A 21065-nucleotide genomic window follows, 5' to 3' on the forward strand; every position below is an offset into this window, starting at 1 on the left:
CGTGGGCACAGAACTTCGAGCGCACATCATGAAGCGAGGACGACGTGGTCGATACGAGCTCCACCCTGGAAGATCTGTCTCGCAAGCACCTGGACATCGCACGCGACGATGCGCATGGCCGCAGTGCCGACATTCTTGTCCATGACGGTCCGCTACGTCAGACGTTGATGGCGATGGTCGCCGGTACCGAACTCGGCGAACACAATTCGCCGCCGGCGGCGAGCATGCTTGTGCTCAGCGGCAGGGTGAAGGTGACCGCGGATGAGGGTGAGGTCGTCCTGAACGTAGGTGAACTTCGTGGGCTCACGCACCATCGGCACAGCGTGACCGCGATCGAGGACTCGGTTTTCATTCTGACCACGGTCACCGGTTACGGCGAACCGTCGCGGCGCTGACCCGATCATCTCGACCCCTTCGCCTGCTCGTGGGAAGGCACACCGGGGCGGCGGCGCAACCCGGTAACACTTAGCCCTTGCGCTAAGTATCCGTCCGCTGATAGTTTGCCTTATGGCTCAGTATTCAGAGCAATTGAACGGGGTTTTCCAAGCCCTTGCTGATCCCACCCGCAGGGCGGTGATCGGGCGCCTGGGGGAGGGGCCGGCGAGTATCAGCGAGCTCGCCCAGCCATTCGACATGGCCTTGCCGTCCTTCATGAAACACATCCGGCAACTCGAAGACAGTGGCTGGATACGCACGATGAAGGTCGGCCGCGTTCGCACCTGCGTCATCGAGCGACGGCAGTTCGATGTCGCGCAGGATTGGTTGGAAAGCCAGCGTGCCCTGTGGCAACAACGCACCGATCGACTCGAGAGCTTTGTCGTCAATGAAGTAGCGACGCAACAACATCAGGAGAAATGACATGACAACCCAGCTCAACCCTGATCTCGACCTCGTCATCTCCAGGGTCATCAAGGCTCCGGCTGCCGCAGTATGGGATGCGTGGACAAATCCTGCCAAGTTCGAGCAGTGGTGGGTTCCCCATCCGACCGTGTGCAGGGTGCTCGACATGGACTTGCGGCCCGGTGGGTCTTTTCGTACGGAGATCAGCGAAGACGGGGGTGGCTTCGAACCGCACATCACCGGCTGTTTCCTGGCTGTCGACCCGCGTCGGCGAATTGTGTTCACCGACAGTCTCATAGCCGGGTGGCGCCCATCGGCCGACGCGTTCATGACTGCGATCATCACTGTTGCCGATCACCCTGAAGGCACTGAGTATGAGGCAAGGGCCCTGCACCGTTCCGCTGCGGATCGAGACAGACACGAGCGCATGGGCTTTCATGATGGTTGGGGAACTGTCACCCGGCAGCTCGCGGATCTGGTCGAAGGCGGGCCCAACCGATGAAACTGACGCTGATGCAGTTCGTGTCACTCGATGGGGTCTGCCAGGCCCCTGGTCTCCCGACGAAGACACCACCGACGGGTTCACTGGAGGCGGCTGGTTGGTTCCGCACATGGACGAAGAGTTCATCACGATAGCCGCGAGATGGCTCGACCAAGCGGAGGGTTTGTTGTTGGGTCGGCGCACATACGAGAACTTCGCGCGTGACTGGCCGGCCATCACCGACCCCGACGATCCATTCACGAAAAACATGAACGGTCTCCCGAAATACGTTGCCTCCCAGACGCTGACTGCTGCCGCCTGGTCCCCGACGACGATCTTGTCCGGTGACGTGGAGGGGCAGGTCGCGGACTTGAAATCCCGGCCGGGTCGCGACCTCCAGATCCATGGCAGTGCCCGGCTCAGGCAGTCGATGCTCGCCGCCGGACTGGTCGATGAGATCCGGCTGGTGATCGCGCCGGTGGTCGTGGGTTCAGGGCGACGGTTGTTCCCTGCCGGGGCAACACCCGCGGGTCTACAACTCATTCGCCATGAGAAGACACCAGGCGGTCTTGCCATTCATGAATACAAGACCGTCGGTGCTCCGGTGACGGGCATCTACGAACCGGTGTAGTCGGCGAACGTGTACCGAAAGGCGTTGGGACGGGCTCGAAGTCGACTCCTCGCGCCTGGTCTTCGCCCACTTCACCACTTTGTACGGTGGTGGCGCGCTGTCGAACCCCGAGAACTCAGAACCGGTTCCATTACGATGGCGGTCATGCGATTTGGATTGTTTGTGCCTCAGGGATGGCGTCTGGACCTCGTCGGGATCGACCCCGCCGACCAATGGCCGGTGATGCGTGATTTTGCGGTGCGCGCCGACGACGGTCCGTGGGACTCGGTGTGGGTCTACGACCACTTCCACACGGTTCCAGCTCCCACCGACGAGGCCACCCACGAGGCGTGGACGTTGATGTCGGCGCTCGCAGCGTCCACGTCACGTGTTCGGCTGGGCCAGATGTGCACGGCGATGAGCTACCGAAATCCGGCATATCTCGCGAAGGTGGCCGCCACGACCGATCTCATCTCGGGCGGACGGGTCGAGATGGGGATCGGCGGCGGCTGGTACGAGCACGAGTGGCGGGCCTACGGCTATGGCTTCCCGTCGGCGGGGGAGCGACTGGGCCGGCTCGACGAGGGTGTGCAGATCATGCGGCAAGCGTGGAGCACAGGCTCGGCCTCGCTCGATGGGAAGCACTACCAGGTCGATGGTGCAATCGTCCGTCCACTTCCTCTGCAAGAGGGCGGCATTCCTTTGTGGATCGCGGGTGGGGGCGAGAAGGTCACCTTGAAGATCGCCGCAAAGTACGCGCAGTACACGAACTTCGACGGCACCCCCGAAGGGTTCGTACGAAAGTCCGACATCCTGCGGACGCACTGCGAAGCCGTCGGCTCTGACTTCGACGCGATCGTCCGGTCCGCCAACTACAACGTCGCGATCGGTTCTACTGAGGCCGAGGTGGAACAGCGGTTGAGCACGCTCAAGGATCGGCTTACCCCGCACGTTGGCGCGGATGCGGCCGAGGGCGCCCTCGGAGCTTTTCGCGGACTACCGGGGGTGGGGACCCCTGAGCAGATCATCGAGAAGCTGACCGTACTCAAGGGCCATGGTCTCTCCTACGGCATCTTCTATTTCCCCGAGGCTGCGTACGATCTTTCGGGAATCGAACTCTTCGAGAAGGAGGTCTTGCCCGCGCTCGCGTGAATGACCGTCGTTCGTATTACGCCTCGGGGACGTCCGTGCCAGATAGAAGGCCGTGGTTCGCATCTCGGCTGAACGCGCGGCATCCTGCGATGCACCCGCAGCAATATGCGCGACCGGACCGAACTGCGTCCATCGATCGGGGTCGATGTCGCCGGAGTGCTCGATGACAAGTCGCGACTGGATCGAACGAAACATCATCGAATCCGGTATGTCCTGCAGGCATGTTCGAACCTTCCTCTCAGAGTGGTGATTGAGCAGACTCGCTGCGGGAGCGCTATCCCCAGTTCGGTGTACAGCGGCGGACAAAGGTATGTTCGGGCGAACACGAGACGTCACCACCCATCAGGCGCTGGACCGCCTCCCCGACGAACAGGGCGCAGAACATGGCACGCAGAACCATCGAACAGATCACCGACGACCTCGACGGTTCCGATCTCGACCCTTCGGAGGTGATCGTGGAAACGTTCACCGTCAATGGCGTCGAATACTCCCTCGATCTCGGGCCCAAGTCGGCCGAGAAGTTCGACAAAGACATGCAAAAGTGGATCGACAAGGCCACCAAGATCGGTGGCCGTCAGCGGCGGGCCACCGCCAAGCAGTCGCCGGCCACCTCCGAAGTGCGCAGCGACAAGTCGCAATTGGCCGCCATTCGTGAATGGGCACGCGAAAACGGTTACGAGGTCTCTGACCGCGGCCGTATTCCGAACGCCATTGTCGAGGCATTCAACGCGGCTCACAACTGACGCCCGGGCAGTGAATGCTCTTCGCGCCGGCTCAGGCTTGGTCGTGGAGGGTTATCTGATACCCGTCGGGGTCGGCGAGAGTGAACGTCCGGCCGAAGGGCCCGTCGATCGGGGCCGAGACAATGGTGTGGCCGCCGGCGACGAGAGCGTCGTGGATGGCCTGGACGTCCGTCGCGTGGAGCCAGATCGCGGCACCGATCCCGGGTTGGGCGACGGCTGCGAGATCGGTACCGGGAATGATGTCGCGGAGCGCGAACGCGATCGGCTTCGTGTCGAACACGACGGCGTGCGGAGGACCGGTCTGCGAGCGGACCAGGCCCAGGTACTGCTCGTAAAACGCCTGGGATGCGTTGAGGTCTCGCGTTTGTAGCGAGAGGAAATCGGGGCCCGTGACCGACATGATGTTCTCCTTCAAGTTGTGTCAGTTTTTTGACATGTCTGACCGTATGTCAGAATACTGACATGAGTCAACAAGGCCCCGGCGTCGATCTGGAGTCGTCGCTGGGATATCTGCTGAAGGAGGCCTCGAGCGCGTTGCGCGCGGCGATGGAGGAAGCGCTGCGGCCATTCGGGATGAGTGTGACGCAGTACTCGTGCCTCGAGTTGCTGGCCCAACGGCCGGGGTTGTCGAACTCCGAACTCGCGCGCGGCGCATTCGTGACGCGGCAGTCGATGAATGTGCTGCTCCAAGCCCTGGAGCGTGATGGATATGTCAGCAGGCCTGATGAGGCCCCGGTGGGCAAGGTTCTTCCCACTCGTCTGACCTCCAAAGGCAGGCGAAGTCTCGCGCAAGCAACTGTCGCGGTTCGCTCCGTCGAGGTCAGGATGCTGGCCGGCATGACAGGGCGTGAGCAGTCAGACGCGTCCCGGCTTCTGCGGAGCATGATCGATTCTCTGCGCGACGTGGACTGATGATGTTGTCCGCATTCGCGTGAGTCACCGTTTGCGTAGTGTGAGCGACATTGCCTTCCTCGGTAGGAGCTCAGACATGGCAGACGACGAGAACGTGGTGACAACCACCAGTGGGCCGGTTCGGGGCCTGGACGACGGGATCACCAAGTCGTGGCGGGGTATCCGCTATGCGGCGCCGCCCACGGGCGAGCGGCGTTGGCGGGCACCGGTGCCACCGGAACCTTGGCCCGACGTCGTCGACGCGACCACGTTCGGTCCGGTGGCGCCGCAACCGAACAATCCGGTGATCACGCTTGGACCCGGCGCCATCAAGGACGAGGATTGCCTGAGCCTGAACGTCTGGTCGGCGTCAGTGGTCACCCCGGGCGACCCGCGGCCGGTCATGGTCTGGATCCACGGGGGCGCATACGTTTTCGGCACGTCGAGTCAGCCGCTGTATGACGGGCGCGCGCTTGTCTCTGATGGCGACGTCGTGCTGGTGACGGTGAACTACAGACTCGGCGCGCTGGGATTTCTGGATCTGTCGTCGTTCAACACCGATGAACGCGTTTTCGACACCAACCTCGCGCTGCGAGACGTGATCCTCGCGTTGCAATGGGTTCAAGACAACATTGCCGGATTCGGGGGAGACCCGGAACGGGTGACCCTTTTCGGGGAATCAGCGGGCGGGGGCATCGTCACGACACTCCTGACCGTTCCGGCTGCGTCAGGACTGTTCGCCCGTGCGATCGCGCAGAGCTCGCCGGCGACCTCGGTGTACGACAGCGCAAGGGCGAAACGCGCCGCCGACATCTTTCTCCAGAAGGTCGGGGTCGAACCGGATCAGGTTGCGACACTGCACGACATGCCGGTCGATCGCCTGGTGTCGGCAGGACTCGAACTGTTCAGCGATGTGCCGGCCGCAACACCCGGGACACTGGCGTTCGCACCGGTGGTCGACAAGGATCTGCTGCCTGACTATCCGTTGGCGGCGGCCCGAGCCGGCCGCTCACACCCCGTTCCCCTCATCATCGGTACCAACAAAGACGAGGCGGCGCTGTTCAAGTGGATGAAGTCGCCGTTGATGCCGATCACACCGGATGCGATTCGCGCGATGTTCGCCGAGATCGCGGCAGAACAGCCGGAACTCAAACTACCGAGTGAGGCCGAGATCGGTTCGGCCTACTCGGGTTTGAAGATGAAAGCGGCCGGACTCGCAGTCGCCCGCGACGTCGGTTTTCGGATGCCGACCATCTGGCTCGCCGAAGCGCACAGTGCCGTCGCGCCGGTGTATCTCTACCGATTCGACTGGGCCACACCGATGCTGCGGGCATTGCGGGTCGGGGCCACCCATGCCACCGAATTGCCGTATGTCTGGGGCAACCTGGTCGCCGGTCGCAAGGACATCACGTTCAAACTCGGTGGCCTGAAAGTGGGGAAGGCGCTCTCTGCCCGTCTCCAGAATCGATGGGTGAACTTCGCCGTGGACGGGCATCCCGGCGGACTACCGGGCGACCCGGAATGGCCTCCCTACGTACCGGATCAGCGTGCGACCCTGGTGATCGACAGGCAAGACACAGTGGTCGATGACCTCGACCGGGATTTGCGTGCGGCCTGGGGTACCGAGGTGCTCAATTTTCTCTAACCGGCATCACCGGCGGCATCGACGAGGACTTCGAGGTACCTGGCCACCCCGTCGTCGTCGTTGGTTGCCAGGATGTGATCGGCAGCTGCGCGGGCGTCGGGTGACCCGTTCGCCGGACACAGCGCCAGGCCGGCCCATTCGAGCATCGGCAGATCGTTGATCGCGTCTCCACAGGCCGCGACCTCGGTGGAATCGATACCCCACGCGTCACACAGCCGGGCGAGTCCACTGGCCTTGGAGACGCCTTCGGCGGCCATCTCCACGTAGGGCGCGCCGGAATGGGTCGGGGTCACGCCGGGGATCCCGGCCTGCGCCACTTGCCGGAAGAGGTCGACGCTCGGGATGTGAGCATGGCGCGCAACGACTTTGACGATCGGTTCGTCGTCCAACGAGGCCGTGCTGCTCATCTCCATGGTCAGCGGATCACGATGGTGGTCGGCGTAGACACAGAGTGCGGCGTATGCCGGGTCGGCGATGAAACGAGTCGGGCCGACCACGGCGAACACGGTGCCGGGAAAGAGGGTCCGCACCTGTTCGATTGCCGTACCGGCGACCTCCGGTGCCATCGCCTGCACGTCGAAGATGGTGGCCTCGCCATCGGTGAGGTCGATCAACACGGCGCCGTTCGCAGCAACGGCATAACCGCGAAAGCCACTGTCGACAGCAAGGTTGTGGACCGAATGTTGCGCTCTGGCAGTCGCCCATACCACTCGGATACCTGCTGTGGCAGCGGCGGCCATGGCCGCCGCCGACCGTTCACTGATCGTTCGTCGAGACGTCAGCAAGGTGCCGTCGAGGTCGGTTGCCAGCAGCCGGATACTCACACGAGCATGATGCCAAGCGGTGATGCGGCCCGGTGCACGAGATAGCGGTTCAGGCGGTTGGCCAGGTCGCACCCCGGTGCTGCGACCGATCGGATGGAGCATCTCCGCCACCGTTTCGCGGTGCGGGCCCTCTGCCCGCTGTAACGTCTGCGCAGGAGGCCCGCCATGATCCTGGAGTACATCCGCTACCGCATCGACGAATCATCAGCTGCCGAGTTCGAGGCTGCGTACGCCCGCGCCGCAGACGCCATGGTCAAGTCCGAGCACTGCATCGACTTCGAGTTGTCGCGAGCAGTCGAAAAGCCCGACCACTACATCCTGCGCATCACATGGGACTCCCTTGATGGACATCTGACAGGCTTTCGTGGCAGTGAACTGTTCCGGGCGTTCTTCGCCGAGATCAAGAACTACGTCGGCGCCATCGACGAGATGCAGCACTACGAACTGACCAGCGTGACCGGTACCGGCTCGGGCGCCGACGTCCCGCCCACCCTCTTCGAATGGGCGGGCGGCGCAGAAGCGTTCGACAAGCTTTTCACGCGTTTCTACGAACTGGTCCCGCAAGACGAGTTGTTGGCACCGTTGTTCGCCGGGATGGATGCGCATCACGCGCAGCATGTCGCCTCGTGGGTGGGCGAGGTATTCTGTGGTCCTGCCGAATACACCGCGCGTGGCGGCGGCTACGAGAACATGCTCGCCCATCACGTCGGTAGGGCCATCACGCCCACGCAACGCCGGCGCTGGGTGGACCTACTGCTCGACGCGGCGGACGAAGTGGGCCTGCCCGGCGATCCGGAGTTCCGGTCGGCCTTTGTCGCCTACCTCGAGTGGGGCACCCGCATCGCGGTGGAGAACTCCCAGCCCGGAGCCACGCCGATGCCCCATGCCCCGGTGCCACGTTGGGGCTGGGGTATGGCGCCTCCCTGGCAAGGTTGAACGGTCTGTCCGAAGCGATCGATACCGTTGACGGATGCACCTCGATGACGTCGTGACCACCAGCGCGGCGGTCGCCGCGACCCGTTCGCGGAAAGCGAAGACTCTCGCCATCGCAGATCTGTTGCGCGGCGCAGCACCGCAGGACGTACGCGCTGTGGTCGCATGGCTGTCAGGCGAGACGCTGCAAGGCCGACTCGGCATCGGTTGGCGCACGCTCTCGGGGGCCCGGGCGCACTCGGCCGTAAGCCCGACGTGGACGGTGGCAGAGGTCGACAACCTGCTCGACGAGCTGGCCGTGACCTCCGGTGCCGGCTCGGTCAAGCGTCGAAAAGATCTGTTGGGCAGCCTGTTCGAGAAGGCGACATCAGGTGAACAGCAATTCCTCATCCGACTGCTCACCGGGGAGGTACGCCAGGGGGCGCTGGAAGGCGTGATGACCGAGGCGATCGCTACGGCCTCCGATCTGCCGGTTGACGTTGTGAGGCGGGCGTTCATGCTGTCGGGCAGCCTTGCCGAGACCGCAGCCGCGGCAATGGGTGGCGGCGCAGCCGCCCTTCAGTCATTCGGTTTGGAGGTCGGCCGGCCGGTGCGGCCGATGCTTGCCTCGCCCGCGAAGTCGCTCGGCGAGGCGCATTCGGCGCTCGGTGGGAACGTGAGCGTGGAGTACAAGCTCGATGGTGCTCGAATCCAGGTACATCGCAACGGCGATGACGTGGCGATCTTCACGCGAACACTCAACGACATCACCGAACGGGTACCCGAGCTCGTGCAGTTGGTGCGTGACCTGCCGTGTGAGTCGGTGGTTTTGGACGGGGAGACACTGGCGCTCGCCGACTCGGGCCGGCCCCGGCCGTTCCAGGAGACGATGAGCAGGTTCGGTGCCAGTTCGCAGCGCGATTTGCTCCTGCAGCCGTATTTCTTCGACTGCCTGCATCTCGATGGTGAAGACTTGCTCGACCGGCCGCTGTCCGACCGGATAGGTGTACTCGATCGCCTTGCGCCCCAGCATCGGATTCCGGCGCTGCGGTCTCCGACTGTCGAGGAGACCGAGGCCCATCTCGATGCGGCGCTCGCCGCCGGTCATGAAGGCATCATGATCAAAGCCCTCGACTCGACGTACGCGGCGGGCCGTCGGGGTAAGTCGTGGCAGAAGGTCAAGCCCGAGCACACGCTCGATCTCATCGTGCTGGGTGCCGAATGGGGCTACGGCCGTCGGACGGGCTACCTCTCCAATCTGCACCTCGGCGCTCGCGATCCGGATGGCGGGGAACCGATCATGGTGGGTAAGACGTTCAAGGGGCTCACCGATGAGCTGTTGCGTTGGCAGACAGAAGAATTCCCGAAGGTGGAGCGAGACCGGGACCAGCACACGGTGTATGTGCATCCTCAGATCGTGGTGGAGATCGAGTTGGATGGCGTGCAGGTGAGCACTCGATATCCCGGCGGTGTCGCGTTGCGTTTCGCACGCGTCTTGCGGTACCGGCCGGACAAGACCGCCGCGATGGCCGACACCATCGAGGCGGTCCGGGCGATGTTGCCGGGGGACGGGAGTTAGTTCAACGGCTGCCCGGCGAGTTGACGGACGCGCGTCTCGCAGCTGCGCCTGGCCTCGGCGGCCTGTGCCGATTTCGAATCCAGATCCGGGATTCGACCTACCAATGTGAGGTCGTCGGTGACAACCTCGACCCGCATCCCCAGTGCTTTTCCGAGAACCTGGGTCAGTGGCGGAATCGTGTGATCCAGCGATTCCTCGGCCGTGCCGGGCGAGTACACAAGGCCTCGTGAGGAGATGACCACCACTGGCTTACCTGCGAACGGTTGATCGGGAGTGTCGAAAGGCGCTGTGGTGCCCAGTACGTGAATGTGGTCGATCCAGGCCTTCAGGGTGGAGGGCAGCGACCAGTTGTACATGGGCGCACCGACAACCACCACGTCGGCGGCAGTCACTTCGTCGATCAGTTGCCACTGCAGGGCCTCCGACTCGGCACTGGGCTTCTCGGTGGCAGACCGCAGCCTGGTGGCGTAATGCAGTCCTGCGTCGGGAAGGTGTGGGATGGGGTCGCGATGGAGATCGCGGTAGGTGACCGTTCTCGTCGAGTCGGCGGCGAGCCATGTCTGCGCGAACAGCTGGGTCAGCTCGCGAGAGCGGGATGTGTGGATGTCGGCGGACGAATCGAGGTGAAGTAGGTGAGCCATGGTCTCATTCTGCCCACCCTGGCAACGGGTCCGATGAGTGTCTCCGCGTGCTACTTGGCGCCTACCCGTTGTGGTGCCGTGGCCCACAGGAGCAGCACACCGACGGCGATTCCGATCCCGAGGTACAGCCAGCCCAAAGGTGCTTGCGAGTTCTCGGGCAGGACCCCCGCGGTGGTCATCGCGGCACTGACGATGAGGTAACACCCTGCACTCACCACCCCACCGATCAGGCCGAGGTTGCGGTCGAACAGGCCCAGGGCAAGCCCGTACATCTGCGGGCACAAGACACCGCACCCGGCCAATGCGAGACAGGCGCCGATCGTGACGGCCGGTGCGTTCACGCCCATCAGCGCTGCGGAGGCGACGAGAACAATTGCCCCACAGAAGAAGACGCCCAGTGCTCCGAAGGCCAGAGGTCGGGTGCGGATGCGGGTCGCAAGTGTCCCGCACGCCAGCTCGCCCAGTAGGTTTGCACCCCCGACGATCAACGCCATCGCGCCGTACGCGGCCGGTGAGAAGTCGAGTTCTTCTTGATAGAGAAATGGGCCGACCACACCGAACACCAACTGCGCCGATGCCATCAGGCCGAATACGACAACCAGCACCACGAACACGCGGTGGCGTAACGCGGCGGCCAGCACACGGGCGGTGACCCGAAAGTCCACCCGATCGCGGTCATCGGCTGCCAGTGTCTCCGGAAGCGCGAACGTGACCAGGACAGCGACCGAGGCAGCGAGAATCGCGATGAGAGCGAAGATCCACCGCCACGAGATGAACTGCACCAGCAGCCCGCCGACCGCCGGAGCCAAGACCGGAGCCACGCCCCATGCCGCGCCGAGTAGACCCGAGACAGCGATCAGTCGAGTACCGGCGAAGCAGTCGGCGGCGATGGCGTAGGCCAGGACCAGGCAAGCGCAGGCCCCGCACCCCTGGAGAAAGCGTAGGACGAGCAGCGTGATCACGTCGTCTGAGACCGAACAACCCAGGCTCGTCGCGACGACGATCGAAAGACACACCAGCAACACCGGTTTGCGTCCGACCGCGTCCGAGATCACGCCCACCGGGATGAAGGCCAACGCCATTCCCAACATGTACGCGGTGACCGTGTTCTGCATGGTCGTGCTTGTCGACCCCAGCTCGGCCGCCATGTCGGGGAGTGCAGGAGTGTATGCATCCAGCGGAATCTGGCTCAGCGGAATGACCATCAACAGGATTGCAACGATCCCGCGCGACGCCACAGGCGCGGTCGGCCTGGTCACGAGCGCGTTCCCACAACGCCTGACGTCACTGCATCAAACCGTGGTGAAAGAGGTCCTCGAGCGCGGTGAAATGTCGCTCGGCGCCGTCCTCCTGATAGACGGGTGTATCCGCCATCGTGAATCCGTGCGCCGCTTCGGGGTAGACCTTTGAGACGAACAAGAGGCCCGCGGACTCGAATGCGGACTCGAGAACAGCGATCTTGTCTCTGGGCATCGACGGATCGTTGTCCGCGTGCCCGAGGTAGAGGCGTGCGCGTGACCTCGTGGCAATCAGGTGTGGGCTGGTCTCGGCGTCGGTGACGAGGTTGCCACCGTGGAAGCTGGCCGCAGCAGCGACTGCATTGCTGTGAAGCCCCGCGGAGCGCAACGAAAGTGCACCACCCATGCAGTAGCCGACGCACCCGATGGGGGAGTCGCGAACGCCTGGCAGGTGCTGAAGCCGATGGACGTAGATGTCGGCGTCGGCTGCTGCGAGTTCCGGGACCAAGGCATGTACTCGTGGCATGGCCTCGGCGAAGAAGGCCTCGCGGTTACCCGCAACTGTCAGATCGACGCGTGGTTGCAAGTCGTCGATGGTTCCGTCGCGGTAGAACAGATTCGGCACCATCACCACATAACCCCACCCTGCGATCCGATCAGCCATGTCGCGTAGGCGGGGGCGGATGCCGATGGCGTCCATGTACAGCAGGACACCGGGATGGTCATGTTCGTCTGGTCGGGTCACGTAGGCCTCGGCGGTGCCGGCCGAGGTTGGGATGTCAATGGTCTCCCGCAGCATCAGGCCAACGCTACCGCCCCGCAGGCCAGAACACGCCGCGAGCGTCAGACGACGTTGTCGCCCTGCTCATTCCAGAACTGGATAATTGCCGTGGACAGGGCAGCGGGCTGTTCGATCGCCGGGATCACGCGGGCGTCGGCGACGGTGACCTCGCGCGCATCGGTCATCGTCGCCGCGACCGCTCTGGCCTCCGCAGGCGTCCATTCGCCTCGGTCATCAGTGGTTACGAACAGGGTCGGGCAGTCGATTCTCTCCACCGCCCACGTCAGGTCTGTTCGATGGAGAATCGCGGTGGAGATCGCATTCACCATCGCCGCGTTCGTCACTCGACGCATCGAAGACCTCAGCAAGGCGACCGCTTCGGTATCGGTCGCCCGTGTCCGGTCGGTGAACAGTGTCTCTTCGATTGCCTTGCGCGGTAACCCCCGAGGACCGAACACACGGTACAGCGGGGTGAGGGCGCGGACCTTCAGACGCAACGGCTTGCTGATCGGATTCGTCGGTGCGCTGATGGCGGTAAGAGTGCGGACCAGGTCAGGACGTGTTGCGGCCAAGTGCATTCCGACGTGCCCTCCCCAGGCGTTGCCGAGCCAGTCGACAGGTCCGCCGAGGTCTTCGGCCAGCGACGTCATCAATTCAGCTGCTGCAGAGGCGCAGGCGCCGATGTCGGTGGGCCGTGCCAGGGCGTCGCTCTTACCAGACGAGGGGGCGTCGATGAGAAAGAGACGCCGATGTTCGGCGAGGGTGGGCAGCACCCGGTCCCAGCTCGACGAGTCCACGAACATGCTGTGCCACAACACCGCGGGTGGACCATTGCCCACTGCGCGGACGTGCAGACCACCCAGGCTGGTGGGGACAGTGGAAGTGATTTCGGCAATGGCCATGGGGAGCTCCTCAACGATCGGTCCAATTGAGATTACAGCGAGTAAAGTCAAATCAATATAGGCTGATCGAATGGTCCGCACTTACTCGTCGGAGGTACGCGCAGAACGAGCTCAAGAGAAACGACGCGCAGTCGTTGCGGCGGCGCACGCAATGTTCGTCGAGGAAGGGTGGGTGCCCACCACGATGGCGAAAGTCGCTGCCGCGGCGGGAGTCACGCGGCAGACGGTCTACTCCCAATTCGATTCGAAGTTGGCGCTGCTCGACGCGTGTATTGATGGTGCGCTCTCTGATGGTCGGGCTATCCCAGTTCGAGAGATGCCCGAGTATCGCGCGATGGGCGCCGGCGATCGGCGCGCGCGAGTAGCGGCCGGGGCACGATGGCTCTGCGGTGCCCACGAACGGTCAGCGATCATCCAGGCCGTGCTCGATCAGGCGGCTGTCACCGATGCCGAGGCGGCTTCGCGGCTCGCCGAGCGCGAACGCACCCGCCACAACGAAGTCCGATTTGCGCTGTCGCTGATCCTTGACGCCGAGCCCGAGACGCTCATCGTGGATGCGGTGTGGACGATGGCGTCCCGGCGGGTGTGGCTGATGTTGGTCGACGAACAGCGTTGGAGCGGCGATCTGTGGTGTCGCTGGTTTGCTGCACAGGTGACACTGCTCGTCGATCCACACGGTCCGCTGACCGGTTAGCGGTCAATCGGCGGACGGCGGGACGAACTCCGGTTGGTCGAGCAGTCTGAGCCAGCTGCCGTCGGGTTGACGCCGCACCACCTGTGCTCGTGCGCCTGACCCGTCTCTGGGTGGTGTTGACGTCAAGGCAATGTCTCCGCTGATGAGGGTCGGCAGCGGCGCCTCTGGTTCGAACTGTGGCCGCGACGTCAGCACCTTCTCCCACAACGCCTGAATGGCTGCGCGACCAACGGTCTGCTCGCCCGGGGGATAGGCCATGACAGCCTCGTCTTCGTAAAGCAATGCCACCCCCTCCGCGTCGCCTGCGTTGCAGCGTTCGACGAACAGTCGGGTCAGGTCCTCGGGGCGCAGCGCCCGTTCTCGATTCGGCACGATGTCTCCTCGTTGGTCGGTATGTGACTGATTTCAGCCTCGCGTCCGCCATTCAAGAAGTCCAACAGATTGTTCTTCTGCAAACTAGAATTACTGGATATGGAGCTACGTCAACTCGAGTACTTCGTCGCGGTGGCTGACGAATCGAACTTCACGCGTGCGGCAGAACGGGTTCACATCAGTCAATCCGGGGTGAGCGCACAGATCAGGCAGCTCGAGAAGGAGCTGAACTGCGAATTGTTCGACCGCTCCAGTCGGGTCGTACGGCTGACGCCGGCTGGGCGCGCGGCGCTCGAGCCGGCTCGGCGTGCGCTCGCTGCGGCTGCGGGAGTGGAACAGGCTGTCGACGAGGTGGCGGGTTTGCTGCGCGGCCACCTCACCATCGGCATGGTGACCGGTTGCACCATCACGCCGTTGTTTGCCGCCTTGGAGAAGTTCCATCGATCGCATCCCGGGGTGGAGGTGATGTTGCGCGAGAGCTCATCGGACCTGATGGTCGGTGAAGTACGCAGTGGAACAATCGATCTCGCTCTGATCGGTGCGGCCGGTAGTCTTCCGTCCGGGCTCAACTCGATGACGATCATGAGTGAAGGTCTGTGTGCGATGGTGCCTGTGGGCCACTCGTTGGACAGGCGGAAAAGCCTGAGCGTGAACGACATCGCCGACCAACGCATCATCGCCATGCCTGCGGGGACCGGTCTGAGAACAGCATTCGACCGAGCATGTCGTGCTCACGGTGTGGAACCGGTGATCGCGCTGGAGGCAAGTGCTCCGGACGCCATCGTGGAACTGGCAGCCAGGGGACTCGGAATCGGCATACTGAGCGTGTCGATGGCGGACGATCATCGTGATCGACTCACCGCCGTTCCCCTTGCCGGTCTACCTGATCCCGCATTGCTGGCTGTCGTCTGGCCCGAGTCCGCCGGTCCGGCAGTTCGCGCGCTGGTGCCCGAACTCGAGGAGGCATTCGCGCTGTGAATCCTCACGCTTTCGCCGACTTTGAACGGGCAGCCGTGTACCGGGCCATCGGCGAACGACGGGACATGCGGCGGTTCGTTCCCGATTCGGTGGTGCCCGAGGAAGTCTTGACTCGACTCCTGCAGGCAGCCCATGCGGCCCCGAGCGTGGGGTTGATGCAGCCCTGGCGATTCCTGCGCATCACCGACAACATGCTGCGCCAGAAGATCCACGACATCGTGGACGAAGAGCGGTGTCGGACGGCGCAGGCGCTGGGGGAGCGGTCGGACGAGTTCCTTCAGCTGAAGGTCGAAGGTGTTCTCGATTGTGCCGAGCTCTTGGTCGTGGCACTCGGCGACGACCGCGACCGGCACATATTCGGGCGCCGAACGATGCCGAGAATGGACCTCGCGTCGGTGTCCTGTGCCATCCAGAACATGTGGCTGGCAGCCCGGGCGGAAGGTCTCGGGATGGGCTGGGTGTCGCTGTTCGATCCTGACGTCCTCGGCGATCTGCTCGCCCTGCCGCCCGGCGCCGAGCCGGTCGCAGTGCTCTGTCTCGGGCCTGTTCCCGATTTCCCCGACCGGCCGGCCCTGGAGATCGATGATTGGGCACACGGGCGGCCGATCTCGGAGTTCGTCACCGAAAACCGCTGGAGCTGAGCGGCTTCGAAGGACAGAATCGTCGCCCCGGATGGGGCGACGATTCCGTTCGACGTCAGCATGTCCGGATCTGGTTGATCTACAGGATGTAGAGCATCTCCTGGTAGGTCGGCAGCGGCCAGAGATCGTCTGCGATCTGCGCCTCGATCTGGTCGGCGGCTTCGCGCACCGCGTCCATGGCGGGTAGCAGCGCGTCCTTGGCGTGCACCGCTTCTTCGTAGCTCCCCTCGACGTGTGTCGCCAGAGCTTCCTTGAGTTGCGCCAAACCGCTGGTCAATGCTGCAAGCGGTTCGGACAGTGCGTTGAGGAGTGTGAGATCGGGTTCGACGCCTGCCGCTTTCAACGCTCCGACGTTGGTCGCCAATTCTGTCTGGTACCTGACCGCCGCCGGTAGCACCAGGGTCGACCCGATCTCGAGGGTGAGCTTGGCCTCGACCCCGATCGTCAGGGTGTAGTGCTCCAAGCCGATCTCGTAGCGGCTGTGCATCTCGCGCTCGTTGAACACGCCGTACGTGGAGAAGAGTTCGATTGACTTGGGAGAGATCAGTTCTGGCAATGCGTCGACGGTGGTTTTCAGATTCGGCAGACCGCGAGACTCCGCTTCGATCGGCCACGTGTCGGAATAACCGTCGCCGTTGAACACCACGGCGCCGTGTTCGGTGATGATGTCGGTGAGCAGCTTCTGGACGGCGGTGTCGAACTGGACACCTTCCTTGACCGCTTCCTCGAGAACGGTCGCGCAGTGGTCCAGCGAGTCGGCCATGATGGTGTTCAGGACGACCATCGGTTCGCTGATCGTCTGCATCGAGCCGGGCGCCCTGAACTCGAAGCGATTCCCGGTGAAGGCGAAGGAGCTGGTGCGGTTTCGATCGCCTGGATCGGTCGGCAGCACCGGGAGGGTGTCCACGCCGATGATCATGGTGCCCTTGCCCTTTGACGAGGTTGCCTCGCCCTTGGCGATCTGCTCGAACACATCGGCCAGCTGCTCACCGAGGAAGATCGAGACGATGGCCGGCGGCGCCTCGTTGGCGCCGAGACGGTGGTCGTTGGTGGCTGAGGCGACCGAGACCCGAAGCAGCCCTGCGTGCAGGTGTACGGCGCGGATGACTGCCGCACAGAAGACCAGGAATTGTGCGTTCTCATGAGGAGTGTCCCCTGGAACCAGGAGGCTGCCGAACTTGTCGTTGCCGAGCGAGAAGTTCACATGCTTGCCCGAACCGTTCACGCCTTCGAATGGCTTTTCGTGGAACAGGCACTCCATGCCGTGCTTCTTGGCAACGGTCTTGAAGGTCGTCATGAGGAGCTGCTGATGGTCGGCCGCGATGTTGCCTCGTTCGAACATCGGCGCGATCTCGAATTGCCCTGGCGCCACCTCGTTGTGCCGGGTCTTGGCAGGGATTCCGAGTTTGAACAGTTCACGTTCGGTGTCCATCATGAATCCGAGGACCCGCTCGGGGATGGCACCGAAATAGTGGTCGTCGAACTCCTGGCCCTTGGGCGGCTTGGTGCCGAACAAAGTGCGGCCGGCATTGATCAGGTCGGGACGCGCGAGAAAGAAGTGTCGATCGACCAGGAAGTACTCCTGCTCGGGCCCACAGAAGGCCACGATGTGGCCCGGGTTCGAGTGGCCGAACAGCCGAAGCACACGCTCGGCGTGCTTGCCCATCGCCTGCTGTGAGCGGAGGAGTGGGGTCTTGTGATCCAATGCCTCGCCAGTCATCGAGACGAAAACTGTTGGGATGCATAGAGTGTTGCCGTTCGGGTTCTCCAGTACGTATGCCGGGCTGGTCACATCCCAGCCGGTGTACCCGCGTGCCTCGAAGGTGTTCCGAAGTCCGCCGTTGGGGAAGCTCGACGCATCGGGCTCACCCTGGATGAGCGTCTTGCCCTGGAACTCTGCGAGTGTCGAACCGTCGCTCGCCGGCTCGAGGAAGCTGTCGTGCTTCTCCGCGGTCAGGCCAGTCAAGGGATAGAAGACGTGAGCGTAATGTGTCGCGCCCTTCTCCAGTGCCCAATCCTTCATCGCTGATGCGACGGCGTCAGCGATCGCGGGATCCAATGTGGTCCCTTTTTCGATCGTCGCCATGACGGACTTGTAGACATTCTTCGGTAGGCGTTTGAGCATGACCGATTTGTTGAACACGTTCTCGCCGAAAATGTCTCCGGGAGCCTCGGCCGTGTCGAAGCTGGGGGGAGGCGGCGTGTACGCCTCGACCGCAGTGATCGCGGCAAGCCGAATGTTGTTTCCACTCATGTGTTAGACCCTTCAGGCGCGGACTCTCCACCTTGTTCTGGGAAAGCCCTGACCTGCGAACCCTACGAATGATCTATAACGGGCTCATTTCGTCGCTGTGACGATGAGAAGCGCCCGCCTAAGGCCGGTCCGTTCGGAACACGTGGTGTCGACCGTCATCGATGGGATTATCCGGTGTGAGATACCCGGTCGCGATCTGGGTGAAGCCGGCAGCGAGCAACGCTCGCCACGAAGCAGGGTTGGCCACCGCGACCGGAACGATGATCGTGTCGGACGCCGGATGTTCGACCCATGACTTGTCGACCATCTCGCGGATCATGGCAGTGCCCAATCCCTGGCCGGTGAGATCCGGGACACCTATGAAGTAGTCGACAGACAAAGCGTTCGGAGGTACGGAGACCAGGGTTTGCATCTCGACGAGATCCTCGGGATAGGCGGAGAACAGATACCGCTGGATCAGACCGATCGGCGCGCCATCGTGTATCGCGATGAAGACCTCACACGGTTCCGTTCCCGTGATGCTGCCACCGAAGTCCCGCTCTACGGCCGCGTCGGACGTGTCGTGGTTCCAGAACCTCGCCACATGCGGCTGTTCCAGCCATCGCTGGATCAGAGGTAGATCGTGACGCTCGATCGGGCGGAACCGCACTCGTCCAGCATGTGCGCAACAGGAGAGACGGTCAAACGAATAAGCGGCCGCCGGAGAGCGGTCGAACGCGCGCTGGACAGGCCGGGTTGTGGCGCCTGCACGACATCTCAATGAGCGTTCATCACAGGGAAGACGTGATCGCGCAGCAGCGGTGCCAGATCTGCTCCGGTGTCGGTGCGGTGCACCCACCGCAGTTCGGCGATTTCCGCCGAGGCTATGGGGATTGCGGGAAGTCGTGAGCTGAAGACAGTGGCGGAGATCATGGTGTCGGTCTCGTTGGCCGCGGGTGCCCGGAAGGTGCCCACGAGCATCAGGTCGTCAGCAGTGAGCCGAATCCCGATCTCTTCGTCCACCTCGCGGATCGCGGCTGCGGTGGCGTCCTCGCCGGCTTCGAGTTTGCCGCCAGGGAACATGAACATGTGTGTGTCCGACTTGCGCACGGTGAGAACTCTCTGGTGGTCGTCGGAGAAACACACGGCCGCCACGGTCAAGGTCTGTTGGTCCGATTCACGCACCGCGCATTTCTATCACGACGCCGATCACCGGCGGTTTTGGTGAAGAACTTCCCCAAATCTGTAACACGTTCTAGTCTGACGACATGACAGTTTCTGCGGATACCCCTACCGATTTCGACCATCTGCGCGGCGGCACCCACCTGGGCCACCTCATGGTCGCGGCGCTGCGCCGCCATGCGAACGAGCCGGTTCTGTTTCTCGGCGACACCACCCTCACCGGGGGGAAGATGGCCGAGCAGATCAGCAAGTACACCCAGGCGTTCGAATCACTCGGTGCCGGATCGGGCAGTGCGGTCGGACTGTTGGCTCTGAACCGCCCAGAGGTCCTGTTGGTCATCGGGGCGGGACAAACCCAGGGGTGGCGACGCAGTGCTCTGCATCCGCTCGGGTCGCTCGACGACCATGCATATGTGCTGAGCGACGCGCAGATCACCACCCTGGTGATCGACCCGGTGCCGATGTTCGTCGAGCGCGCGGCCGCCCTCCTCGAGCGTGTCGACAGTCTCAAGCAGGTGCTCACGCTGGGCCCGGTTCCATCTGAACTCTCGGAGGTCGCCCGCGATGTGATCGCGGAGTCGCAGCGGTTCGAGGCCAAACCTCTCAAGGCGGCTGATCTTCCCCCCGATCACATCGTGTCCATCACCTACACCGGTGGTACAACCGGAAAGCCGAAGGGAGTCATCGGGACTGCTTCGGCAATGTCCACGATGACGCAGATTCAGCTCTCGGAGTGGGAATGGCCGGAGCACCCCAAATTCCTGATGTGCACCCCGCTGTCGCATGCTGGGGCTGCGTTCTTCGTACCGACCCTGATGAAGGGCGGCTCGATGGTGGTGTTGCCGAAGTTCGATCCCGCCGAGGTGCTGCGCACCATCGAAGAACAGAAGATCACCGCCACCATGCTGGTGCCATCGATGCTGTACGCCTTGATGGACCATCCCGACTCGCACACGCGCGACCTGTCGTCGCTGGAGACCGTCTACTACGGAGCATCCGCGATCAACCCCGTTCGGCTGGCCGAGGCCATCGAGCGCTTCGGTCCGATCTTCGCGCAGTACTACGGTCAGTCTGAAGCGCCGATGGTGATCAGCTACCTTCCCAAGGATGCCCACGATGAAAAGCGGCTGTCGAGTTGCGGTCGTCCGTCCGCGTTCTTGCGCACCGCCCTTTTGGGTGAAGACGACAAGCCGGTCGCGGTAGGGGAGCCCGGGGAGATCTGCGTGGCCGGTCCGCTGTTGGCGGGTGGCTATTGGGGGCTACCCGAAGCAACGGCAGAAGCATTTCGAGACGGCTGGCTTCGCACCGGGGATGTCGCCAGAGAAGACGAGGACGGCTTCTGGTTCATTGTCGACCGCACCAAGGACATGATTGTCACCGGTGGATTCAATGTGTTCCCCCGTGAAGTCGAAGATGTTGTCGCCGAACATCCTTCGGTTGCGCAGGTGGGCGTGATCGGAGTTCCCGACGAGAAGTGGGGTGAAGCGGTGACCGCGATCGTGGTGCTGCGGTCCGATGCGCCCACGGATGAATCGTCGATCGCGCGCATGACCACCGAGATCCAGGACGCGGTCAAAGAGCGCAAAGGTGCGGTTCAGTCGCCGAAACAGATCATCGTCGCCGAAGCCCTGCCGTTGACCGCCTTGGGTAAACCAGACAAGAAAGCGCTGCGCAAGCAGTACTGGAGTGACAGCGACCGCTCTGTCGGGTAGTCGAAGCGTGCGAT

The 21065-nt window shown here is 63.2% G+C and carries 24 protein-coding genes; 14 read left to right on the plus strand and 10 right to left on the minus strand.

The features are described from left to right. Positions 1 to 44 precede the first annotated feature (44 nt). The 6 genes from CSW57_RS06960 (at position 45) to CSW57_RS06985 (ending at position 3826) form a co-directional block, all read left to right on the plus strand. Positions 45 to 395 carry a cupin gene (locus CSW57_RS06960; protein ID WP_223249095.1) on the plus strand — a complete coding sequence of 117 codons (351 nt, stop codon included), beginning with the start codon at positions 45 to 47 and terminating at the stop codon, positions 393 to 395. Between the two features lie 112 nt (positions 396 to 507). Next, the gene (locus CSW57_RS06965; RefSeq protein WP_099382146.1) at positions 508 to 858 is read left to right on the plus strand and encodes an ArsR/SmtB family transcription factor; all 351 of its coding nucleotides are present in this window, start codon (positions 508 to 510) and stop codon (positions 856 to 858) included. 1 nt (position 859) lies between these two features. Beyond that, the gene (locus CSW57_RS06970) at positions 860 to 1342 is read left to right on the plus strand and encodes an SRPBCC family protein (RefSeq protein WP_099382147.1); all 483 of its coding nucleotides are present in this window, start codon (positions 860 to 862) and stop codon (positions 1340 to 1342) included. Positions 1343 to 1451: 109 nt separating this feature from the next. Then, positions 1452 to 1952 (plus strand): dihydrofolate reductase family protein, encoded by a 501-nt coding sequence (locus CSW57_RS06975; RefSeq protein WP_223249096.1) that lies wholly within the window; start codon positions 1452 to 1454, stop codon positions 1950 to 1952. Positions 1953 to 2096: 144 nt separating this feature from the next. Then, positions 2097 to 3083: an LLM class F420-dependent oxidoreductase gene (locus CSW57_RS06980; RefSeq protein WP_099382428.1), complete on the plus strand. Its 987-nt coding sequence runs from the start codon at positions 2097 to 2099 to the stop codon at positions 3081 to 3083. A gap of 383 nt (positions 3084 to 3466) precedes the next feature. Beyond that, positions 3467 to 3826 carry a histone-like nucleoid-structuring protein Lsr2 gene (locus tag CSW57_RS06985; RefSeq protein WP_099382148.1) on the plus strand — a complete coding sequence of 120 codons (360 nt, stop codon included), beginning with the start codon at positions 3467 to 3469 and terminating at the stop codon, positions 3824 to 3826. A 31-nt stretch (positions 3827 to 3857) separates the two neighbouring features. On the opposite strand, the gene CSW57_RS06990 is transcribed toward CSW57_RS06985, so the two are convergent. Next, entirely contained in the window at positions 3858 to 4226 is a 369-nt protein-coding gene (locus CSW57_RS06990) for a VOC family protein (protein WP_099382429.1), read from the minus strand. Positions 4227 to 4288: 62 nt separating this feature from the next. Here CSW57_RS06990 and CSW57_RS06995 point away from each other — a divergent pair, with 62 nt between their 5' ends. Next, a complete protein-coding gene (locus tag CSW57_RS06995) occupies positions 4289 to 4738 on the plus strand; it encodes a MarR family winged helix-turn-helix transcriptional regulator (protein ID WP_099382149.1) in 450 nt (149 codons plus the stop codon). Positions 4739 to 4814: 76 nt separating this feature from the next. Continuing rightward, positions 4815 to 6362: a carboxylesterase/lipase family protein gene (locus tag CSW57_RS07000; protein ID WP_099382150.1), complete on the plus strand. Its 1548-nt coding sequence runs from the start codon at positions 4815 to 4817 to the stop codon at positions 6360 to 6362. On the opposite strand, the gene CSW57_RS07005 is transcribed toward CSW57_RS07000, so the two are convergent. Next, entirely contained in the window at positions 6359 to 7186 is an 828-nt protein-coding gene (locus CSW57_RS07005; RefSeq protein WP_223249097.1) for an HAD family hydrolase, read from the minus strand. The two genes, CSW57_RS07000 and CSW57_RS07005, sit on opposite strands and share 4 nt — an antisense overlap. A 165-nt stretch (positions 7187 to 7351) precedes the next feature. On the opposite strand from CSW57_RS07005, the gene CSW57_RS07010 reads away from it, so the two are divergent. Together CSW57_RS07010 and CSW57_RS07015 are read left to right on the plus strand one after the other, a co-directional pair. Continuing rightward, positions 7352 to 8122 (plus strand): group II truncated hemoglobin, encoded by a 771-nt coding sequence (locus CSW57_RS07010; RefSeq protein WP_099382151.1) that lies wholly within the window; start codon positions 7352 to 7354, stop codon positions 8120 to 8122. Positions 8123 to 8156: 34 nt separating this feature from the next. Beyond that, positions 8157 to 9677: an ATP-dependent DNA ligase gene (locus tag CSW57_RS07015; protein WP_099382152.1), complete on the plus strand. Its 1521-nt coding sequence runs from the start codon at positions 8157 to 8159 to the stop codon at positions 9675 to 9677. Here the strand turns inward: CSW57_RS07015 and CSW57_RS07020 are convergent. The 4 genes from CSW57_RS07020 to CSW57_RS07035 are packed head-to-tail and all read right to left on the minus strand — an operon-like array spanning position 9674 to position 13239. Further along, complete coding sequence (locus CSW57_RS07020; RefSeq protein ID WP_099382153.1) at positions 9674 to 10318, minus strand: FMN-dependent NADH-azoreductase; 645 nt, start codon at positions 10316 to 10318, stop codon at positions 9674 to 9676. The two genes, CSW57_RS07015 and CSW57_RS07020, sit on opposite strands and share 4 nt — an antisense overlap. A 50-nt stretch (positions 10319 to 10368) precedes the next feature. Next, positions 10369 to 11577, minus strand: coding sequence for a multidrug effflux MFS transporter (locus tag CSW57_RS07025; RefSeq protein ID WP_223249098.1), 1209 nt, complete (start codon positions 11575 to 11577; stop codon positions 10369 to 10371). Positions 11578 to 11602: 25 nt separating this feature from the next. Continuing rightward, positions 11603 to 12355, minus strand: coding sequence for a dienelactone hydrolase family protein (locus CSW57_RS07030; protein ID WP_099382154.1), 753 nt, complete (start codon positions 12353 to 12355; stop codon positions 11603 to 11605). A 44-nt stretch (positions 12356 to 12399) separates the two neighbouring features. Next, positions 12400 to 13239 carry an alpha/beta fold hydrolase gene (locus tag CSW57_RS07035; protein ID WP_223249099.1) on the minus strand — a complete coding sequence of 280 codons (840 nt, stop codon included), beginning with the start codon at positions 13237 to 13239 and terminating at the stop codon, positions 12400 to 12402. Positions 13240 to 13309: 70 nt separating this feature from the next. Between CSW57_RS07035 and CSW57_RS07040 the strand changes: the two genes are divergently transcribed. Then, positions 13310 to 13933 carry a TetR/AcrR family transcriptional regulator gene (locus CSW57_RS07040; RefSeq protein WP_099382155.1) on the plus strand — a complete coding sequence of 208 codons (624 nt, stop codon included), beginning with the start codon at positions 13310 to 13312 and terminating at the stop codon, positions 13931 to 13933. Between the two features lie 3 nt (positions 13934 to 13936). Here CSW57_RS07040 and CSW57_RS07045 read toward each other — a convergent pair whose 3' ends face one another. Beyond that, positions 13937 to 14305 carry a YybH family protein gene (locus CSW57_RS07045; RefSeq protein ID WP_023958011.1) on the minus strand — a complete coding sequence of 123 codons (369 nt, stop codon included), beginning with the start codon at positions 14303 to 14305 and terminating at the stop codon, positions 13937 to 13939. 99 nt (positions 14306 to 14404) lie between these two features. Between CSW57_RS07045 and CSW57_RS07050 the strand changes: the two genes are divergently transcribed. Continuing rightward, the gene (locus tag CSW57_RS07050) at positions 14405 to 15283 is read left to right on the plus strand and encodes a LysR family transcriptional regulator (RefSeq protein ID WP_099382156.1); all 879 of its coding nucleotides are present in this window, start codon (positions 14405 to 14407) and stop codon (positions 15281 to 15283) included. Then, entirely contained in the window at positions 15280 to 15924 is a 645-nt protein-coding gene (gene bluB, locus CSW57_RS07055; protein ID WP_099382157.1) for a 5,6-dimethylbenzimidazole synthase, read from the plus strand. The genes CSW57_RS07050 and bluB overlap by 4 nt, the downstream gene beginning before the upstream one ends. Before the next feature lie 79 nt (positions 15925 to 16003). Here the strand turns inward: bluB and CSW57_RS07060 are convergent, their stop codons facing one another. From CSW57_RS07060 to CSW57_RS07070, 3 genes are all read right to left on the minus strand, one after another. Then, positions 16004 to 18178, minus strand: a complete 2175-nt coding sequence (locus CSW57_RS07060) for a glutamine synthetase III family protein (protein WP_099382158.1) — start codon at positions 18176 to 18178, stop codon at positions 16004 to 16006. A 118-nt stretch (positions 18179 to 18296) separates the two neighbouring features. Beyond that, positions 18297 to 18827: a GNAT family N-acetyltransferase gene (locus tag CSW57_RS07065; protein ID WP_099382159.1), complete on the minus strand. Its 531-nt coding sequence runs from the start codon at positions 18825 to 18827 to the stop codon at positions 18297 to 18299. 107 nt (positions 18828 to 18934) lie between these two features. Continuing rightward, positions 18935 to 19342, minus strand: coding sequence for an NUDIX hydrolase (locus tag CSW57_RS07070; RefSeq protein ID WP_099382160.1), 408 nt, complete (start codon positions 19340 to 19342; stop codon positions 18935 to 18937). Positions 19343 to 19425: 83 nt separating this feature from the next. Here CSW57_RS07070 and fadD8 point away from each other — a divergent pair, with 83 nt between their 5' ends. Next, positions 19426 to 21051, plus strand: coding sequence for a fatty-acid--CoA ligase FadD8 (gene fadD8 / locus CSW57_RS07075; protein WP_099382161.1), 1626 nt, complete (start codon positions 19426 to 19428; stop codon positions 21049 to 21051). The last annotated feature ends 14 nt before the right edge of the window (positions 21052 to 21065 follow it).

The sequence above is a fragment of the Williamsia muralis genome, assembly GCF_002735905.1.
GTDB lineage: Bacteria > Actinomycetota > Actinomycetes > Mycobacteriales > Mycobacteriaceae > Williamsia > Williamsia muralis_A.

Coding starts and splice junctions, on each gene's coding strand:
- CSW57_RS06965 (WP_099382146.1), top strand. CDS start 508: ATGGCTCAGTATTCAGAGCAATTGAACGGGGTTTTCCAAGCCCTTGCT.
- CSW57_RS06970 (WP_099382147.1), top strand. CDS start 860: ATGACAACCCAGCTCAACCCTGATCTCGACCTCGTCATCTCCAGGGTC.
- CSW57_RS06975 (WP_223249096.1), top strand. CDS start 1,452: ATGGACGAAGAGTTCATCACGATAGCCGCGAGATGGCTCGACCAAGCG.
- CSW57_RS06980 (WP_099382428.1), top strand. CDS start 2,097: ATGCGATTTGGATTGTTTGTGCCTCAGGGATGGCGTCTGGACCTCGTC.
- CSW57_RS06985 (WP_099382148.1), top strand. CDS start 3,467: ATGGCACGCAGAACCATCGAACAGATCACCGACGACCTCGACGGTTCC.
- CSW57_RS06990 (WP_099382429.1), bottom strand. CDS start 4,226: ATGTCGGTCACGGGCCCCGATTTCCTCTCGCTACAAACGCGAGACCTC.
- CSW57_RS06995 (WP_099382149.1), top strand. CDS start 4,289: ATGAGTCAACAAGGCCCCGGCGTCGATCTGGAGTCGTCGCTGGGATAT.
- CSW57_RS07000 (WP_099382150.1), top strand. CDS start 4,815: ATGGCAGACGACGAGAACGTGGTGACAACCACCAGTGGGCCGGTTCGG.
- CSW57_RS07010 (WP_099382151.1), top strand. CDS start 7,352: ATGATCCTGGAGTACATCCGCTACCGCATCGACGAATCATCAGCTGCC.
- CSW57_RS07015 (WP_099382152.1), top strand. CDS start 8,157: ATGCACCTCGATGACGTCGTGACCACCAGCGCGGCGGTCGCCGCGACC.
- CSW57_RS07020 (WP_099382153.1), bottom strand. CDS start 10,318: ATGGCTCACCTACTTCACCTCGATTCGTCCGCCGACATCCACACATCC.
- CSW57_RS07030 (WP_099382154.1), bottom strand. CDS start 12,355: ATGCTGCGGGAGACCATTGACATCCCAACCTCGGCCGGCACCGCCGAG.
- CSW57_RS07035 (WP_223249099.1), bottom strand. CDS start 13,239: ATGGCCATTGCCGAAATCACTTCCACTGTCCCCACCAGCCTGGGTGGT.
- CSW57_RS07040 (WP_099382155.1), top strand. CDS start 13,310: ATGGTCCGCACTTACTCGTCGGAGGTACGCGCAGAACGAGCTCAAGAG.
- CSW57_RS07050 (WP_099382156.1), top strand. CDS start 14,405: ATGGAGCTACGTCAACTCGAGTACTTCGTCGCGGTGGCTGACGAATCG.
- CSW57_RS07060 (WP_099382158.1), bottom strand. CDS start 18,178: ATGAGTGGAAACAACATTCGGCTTGCCGCGATCACTGCGGTCGAGGCG.
- fadD8 (WP_099382161.1), top strand. CDS start 19,426: ATGACAGTTTCTGCGGATACCCCTACCGATTTCGACCATCTGCGCGGC.